Source organism: Schnuerera sp., assembly GCF_035459645.1.
In the GTDB taxonomy this organism is placed as follows: domain Bacteria; phylum Bacillota; class Clostridia; order Tissierellales; family Tepidimicrobiaceae; genus Schnuerera.
In genome coordinates this window covers 1-5965 of the sequence record NZ_DATHXO010000143.1, presented here as the reverse complement: position 1 = coordinate 5965, position 5965 = coordinate 1, and the positions used below count along the sequence as shown (strand labels likewise).

The 5965-nt window shown below is 30.5% G+C and carries 6 protein-coding genes and 1 other annotated feature; of the genes, 1 reads left to right on the top strand and 5 read right to left on the bottom strand.

Annotated features, from left to right (window positions below; translation table 11 throughout):
• The 5 genes from VK998_RS03285 to metG form a co-directional block, all read right to left on the bottom strand.
• The coding region (locus tag VK998_RS03285) for a hypothetical protein (RefSeq protein ID WP_325225446.1) at nucleotides 1-647 on the bottom strand (647 nt) is incomplete at its 3' end.
• Between the two features lie 27 nt (nucleotides 648-674).
• Entirely contained in the window at nucleotides 675-1544 is an 870-nt protein-coding gene (gene rsmA, locus VK998_RS03280) for a 16S rRNA (adenine(1518)-N(6)/adenine(1519)-N(6))-dimethyltransferase RsmA (protein WP_325225444.1), read from the bottom strand.
• Complete coding sequence (gene rnmV / locus VK998_RS03275; RefSeq protein WP_325225442.1) at nucleotides 1534-2079, bottom strand: ribonuclease M5; 546 nt, start codon at nucleotides 2077-2079, stop codon at nucleotides 1534-1536. Before rnmV ends, rsmA begins: the two co-directional genes overlap by 11 nt.
• Before the next feature lie 36 nt (nucleotides 2080-2115).
• Nucleotides 2116-2883: a TatD family hydrolase gene (locus VK998_RS03270; RefSeq protein WP_325225441.1), complete on the bottom strand. Its 768-nt coding sequence runs from the start codon at nucleotides 2881-2883 to the stop codon at nucleotides 2116-2118.
• A gap of 46 nt (nucleotides 2884-2929) precedes the next feature.
• Nucleotides 2930-4846 (bottom strand): methionine--tRNA ligase, encoded by a 1917-nt coding sequence (metG, locus tag VK998_RS03265; protein WP_325225439.1) that lies wholly within the window; start codon nucleotides 4844-4846, stop codon nucleotides 2930-2932.
• A 58-nt stretch (nucleotides 4847-4904) separates the two neighbouring features.
• Nucleotides 4905-5145, bottom strand: a binding site (T-box leader).
• Nucleotides 5146-5277: 132 nt separating this feature from the next.
• Between metG and VK998_RS03260 the strand changes: the two genes are divergently transcribed.
• Complete coding sequence (locus tag VK998_RS03260) at nucleotides 5278-5565, top strand: hypothetical protein (RefSeq protein ID WP_325225437.1); 288 nt, start codon at nucleotides 5278-5280, stop codon at nucleotides 5563-5565.
• Nucleotides 5566-5965: the final 400 nt, after the last annotated feature.

The following is a 5965-nucleotide window of genomic DNA, read 5'->3' as shown; positions in this document are numbered from 1 at the left end:
TCTTCTTGGATATCCTCTTCCATTATTTCTTCTTGGATATCCTCTTCCATTATTTCTTCTTGGATATCCTCTTCCATTACTTCTTCTTGGATATCCTCTTCCATTACTTCTTCTTGAAATATTTCTTCTTCTATTTCTTCTTCTATTTCTTCTTCTATTTCTTTTTCTATTTCTTCTTCAATAATAGGTTCTAATTCTTCTATCTCAGATTCTTCAGAGTATATTTCTTCTTTTTCTTCTGATAATAACTGTTTTATAGCTCTGTCTATAATCCCATTATCTTTATCAATATAGCCTCCTAATAATACATATATACCCCTTCTTATGAGAATAGCATCTATTTTGTTTATTGAAAATCCTTTTGATTCTAATTCTCTTAAATTAAGGGAAATGTTCATCCTAGATTTACCTCTTTCATCTGTAAAAATTCTACATAAATCCTGTTCATAAACTCTACCATTTCTTTCTCTTAATAGGTATACTCGGTAATGTTCATCTTTTTCACAATTCTCTACATTTAAGTTTATACTCCCTTTATTGTCTCTTACTTCTACTCTTGCATGTCCTCTTGGGTTTATATCGTTAATATTTGTATAATCGTTTTTTAATATAATATACTTTCTAAAGTATGTATATTCCATCGGCATAAATTACCCTCCTTTTTAGTCTTTATACTAATATATGTCTAAGGAGGGTAATGTTTTACTAATCTTAATAAAATCTTCAATTTTTAAATTTTCTGCCCTTGCTTCTAATGGTATATTGGATGTTTTTAAAACTTCTTTAACCTGTTCTTTATCCAATCCTAAAGAACTGGAAGATAGAGAGTTTAATATGGTTTTCCTTCTTTTACTAAAGGCTGCTTTTACTACTTGGAAAAATATTTTTCTATCCACTTGAGGCAAATCCTTTTTTAAGTTTAATCTAATTATAGCTGAATCTACTTTAGGTTTAGGCATAAATACGGTTTTAGGTACTGTAATCAGTATTTCTGGATTAGTATAGAAATTCACAAATATGGAAAGGGAACCATATTGTTTATTGTTAGGAGAAGCTATTATTCTGTGTGCTACTTCTTTTTGTATCATTATTATAATGGATTCAATATTTAAATCCTCTTCTATTAATTTAGCTATTATAGGAGTAGTTACATAATATGGCAAGTTTGCTACCACCTTAACAGGTCCTCCAGCTAGTTTTTCTTTTATTATTTTATCAATATCAACCTTTAATATATCTCCATGTATTATTTCCACATTATTATAATTATTCAATGTTTCATCTAATATAGGGAACAAATTTTTGTCTAACTCTATAGCTACTACCTTTTTTGCATTTAAAGCTAATTCTTCCGTTAAAGTTCCAATTCCAGGTCCTATTTCCAATACATAGTCTTCTTTTGTAATATTCCCTTCTTCTGAAATCTTTCTAACTATATTTCCATCTATGAGAAAGTTTTGTCCTAGACTCTTTGTAAATTGAAATCCATATCTATTTAAAATTTCCCTCACATATTTAGGAGAGTATAATCTTTTATCCTTCATATTTTTCCATCATCTCCAAAGCCTTTATAAATTCTTCTTTAGTTATTCCAAAATTATTTAATCTGTTTAAAAATTGTTTAGAATTTGCATATCCTATTCCTAGAGTATTTCCTAAGAATTCTCGTTTCTTTTGACTATTTTCAGTCCCTATTAATCCTAGTTCCATTAAATCGCCTTTAGTAAACTGTTCCCTTTTTTCTGTGATTATAGGTCTAGCTTTTTCAATAGCCTCTATAATATCCTCTTTTGATGCATTTTCAACACCAATATCTCCTTTTTTTAAAGCCTTGCCTTGAGGCAAGAAAGCATGTTTACAATTTTTAATATGCTTACATAATCTTTTCCTTATCTTTTCTCCTGCATAGTCTGGGTCAGTCAAAATTATAATACCTCTTTTTTGCGCAATTTTTCTTATATTTTCTATAAATTTCATATCATAACCAAAACCACCAGTAGCAATTACTTCAGCATTTACTGCATTTTTTACCGCTGTTATATCGTCTTTTCCTTCTACTATGATTATTTCCTTTATCATATTAACACAACCTTTTTCCTTATACAATTGAATTGTTTAATTTATTCTAAATAATTTTTTTGCATTTTCTGATGTTTTTTTTGCTAATTCTTCAAAGGTTATTCCTCTTAGTTCTGCTATGGTTCCTGCTACGTATCTTACATAGAATGGTTCGTTTCTTTTTCCTCTATAGGGTTCTGGTGTTAAATAGGGTGAATCTGTCTCTATCATTAGTTTGTCTAATGGTACAGCTTTTGCAACTTCTTTAGATACTCTGGCATTTTTAAAGGTTACAGGTCCTGCTAAAGATATATAGAACCCTAACTTAATATACTCCATTGCCATTTCTACACTACCTGAATAACAATGCATAACCCCTTCTAAAGTACCGTCTTGAGCTTCCTTTAAAATATCAAAAGTATCCTTTGTAGCTTCCCTAGTGTGGATTATAACTGGTAGATCTACTTCCTTTGCTAGATTAAGTTGCTCTATAAATCTTTCTTGTTGAATATCTCTAGGTGAATTATCATAATAATAATCTAATCCAATCTCTCCAATCGCCACTACCTTTTCTCTATTGGTAAAAGATTTCAATATTTCTATGGTGGATCCATCCATTTCTTTAGCTGAATGAGGGTGTACTCCTACTGCAGCATATATATTATTATATTTTTCCGTTAATGATACAGCTTTTATACTGGAATTTAAATCTGCACCAGGATTTATTACTAAATCTATCCCTAATTCTTTTAAGCCCTTAATCAACCTATCTCTATCCTTATCAAATCTTCCATCATCTAAATGTGCATGGCTATCTATTAACATCTTTTCACTCCTTGTAATGGGCAGGCCATAAACCTGCCCTTATCTTTTATGATATGGTTGCACCAGATTCTATATCTTCTAGAGTAGATACAAGAGTTAATTTTCCATCCTTTTCTGCAGCTAAAATCATACCTTTTGATTCTTCACCTCTGAGTTTAATTGGTTTTAAATTAGCAACGATTACTACTTTTTTACCTATTAAATGTTCTGGTGAATAAAATTCTTTTATACCGGATACAACCTGTCTTTCTTCTTCTCCAACTTTCAACTTTAATATTAATAACTTATCTGCCTTTGGATGATCTTTTGCTTCTAGAACTTCTGCTACTTTAAATTCTATTTTATCAAAATCATCTATAGTAATAAAATCTTCCATCTTTTTATTGCTCCTTTGCTCTATTAATTTTTGGTTGGCTTCATTTAATCTGTCTAGTTCTTTTTTAATATCTAATCTTGGGAATAAAACTTCTCCCTTTTCCAATTTAGTTCCTGGTTCTATTTTACCCCATTTTTTTGTATCTTGCCAATTTATATATTGATTAAATCCAATTTGCTTTAAAATCTCCTTAGAAGTCCTTTCCATAAACGGATTAATAAGCAATCCAATAATTCTTATACTTTCGGTTAAATTATACAATACAGTATCAAGTCTTGCTTTTTCTTTTTCTTTTGCCAGTATCCAAGGAGTAGTTTCATCTATATATTTGTTAGTTCTTCTAACTACTTTCCAAATCTCTTCTAAAGCTTGACTATAGTTTAATTCATCCATATAATGTTCTACCTTATCTGCTGCATTTATAGCCAAGTCTATTAATGATTTATCAATATCCTCTTCTTTTGTAGGGGAAGGAAGGATTCCTCCATTGTACTTTTCTACCATGGTTACAGTTCTACTAACTAAATTTCCTAAATCATTGGCTAAATCTGAATTCAACCTTTGTAAAAACTTTTCCCTTGAAAAAGAACCATCTTGACCAAAGGAAAACTCTCGAAGTAGAAAATATCTAAAGGCATCGATTCCATAAAGCTCTATTAGTGGCTCTGGATAAATCACATTTCCTTTAGATTTAGACATCTTATCGTCTTCAAACAATATCCAACCATGACCAAATACCTTGTCAGGTAATTCTAAATCTAAAGCCATTAATAATGCAGGCCATATAATTGTATGGAATCTAACTATTTCCTTACCTACTAAATGTACATCTGCTGGCCAATATTTTTTAAACTTCTCATCTTTTTCTGTTCCATAACCTAAAGCAGTAATATAACAGGATAGTGCATCTATCCATACATATACTACATGTTTTGGATCAAAGGGTACTTTGATTCCCCAATCAAAACTAGTTCTAGATACACATAGATCTTCTAATTCATCCTTTAAGAAATTGTTTAGCATTTCATTCTTTCTGGATTCAGGTTGTAAAAATTGTGGATTATTTTTATAAAGCTCTACTATTCTATCTTTATATTTAGATAGTTTGAAAAAATATGCTTCTTCTTTTGCTAGATGAACTTCTCTACCACAGTCTGGACATTTCCCATCTACTAACTGACTTTCTGCCCAAAATGATTCACAAGGTGTGCAGTACAATCCTTCATAATTTGATTTGTAAATATCCCCTTGTTTGTACAATTTCTCAAATATTTTTTTGACTGCTTTCTCATGCTCTTTATCTGTAGTCCTAATAAAATCATCATAGGATACTTCTAACATATTCCAAAGCTTTTTTATGTCCTCTACTATTCCGTCTACATATTCTTTAGGTTCCATATTGTGTTCCTTAGCCTTTTCTTGAATCTTTTGGCCATGTTCATCTGAACCTGTTACAAGATATGCATCATAGCCTTGGGCTATTTTAAATTTTTTTAATGTATCTGCTGCTATAGTTGTATAAGTATGACCAATATGAAGATTATCACTAGGATAATATATAGGTGTTGTTATATAAAATTTCTTCACATCTATTCCTCCCTCTATTATTTTATTTTCTATCTAATCAAAAAAACCTTCATCTCTGTATAGAGACGAAGGTTTGAAGCTCGTGTTACCACTCTAGTTCGTTTAAACTTCACAGTTTAAACCTCTATAGGTTACATATATAACCTAGCATATGATAACGGATGCTGCCGTTACAGTTTACTAAGATTCAACTGTAAAGTTTAAGGACCATATTCGGTTTAGTTTTCAACGCCGGCTTTCACCTACTCCAGCTCTCTAAAGTTTCAAACTAAACTTACTCTTCCCTTCATTACCTTTATTTTTATTATACTGGTTTATTTACTTCAACAATATACAGGAAATTTTTAGTTTTGTCAAGTTTGAAATATTCATTGTGACCAGCTTATTACTTATACATATAATGATATTAGTTATATAAAAGGAGTGATTTTATGTATCCACAAGATTATGAACAAAGGCATCCAGCCGTACCACCTTTATATCCAATGGATCCTTGTAGGCCAAAACCTATGCCTTATGAACCTGAACCTATGCCTACAGAGCCTTATATACCAATGGACCCAAATATGCCATATATGCCTTATATGCCATGCCCTATGATGGACCCTAGGTTTAGAGATTGTGTTAGAGTATGTATGATGCAATGTGGTCATTATCCAATGCATCCTCAATATCCTATGGGTATGCCACCTACTAATTATCCTGAAGAAATAAAATAAAATAAAAGAAATGTCCTCTCCTGGAGGGCATTTCTTAATTATTACAAAAACTTAACATCCTCTTATTGATTAATAATATAAAGTTTATAAATTGTAATATATTTACATTTTTATTGCTGATAATACCGTTTCTTACCAGTCTTTAAAAATTTACAGAATAGATTGAATAATATGGGAAATAATATACTTGAATAATATTTCAACTTATTTTTTGACTTTTTACTGGAAAATTATGGACAAAAATTTGACAGTAAAATCCTTTTTGAATAGAATACTATCTAGTCAAAATTTAGGAGGTAGAATCATGGAAGAGTTTTCAGTCAAAAAGGCGAATCATTTTAAAATGTTGACTGTCCTCGCTATAACTGCAAGTTTATCTTTGGGAGTATATATGCATACA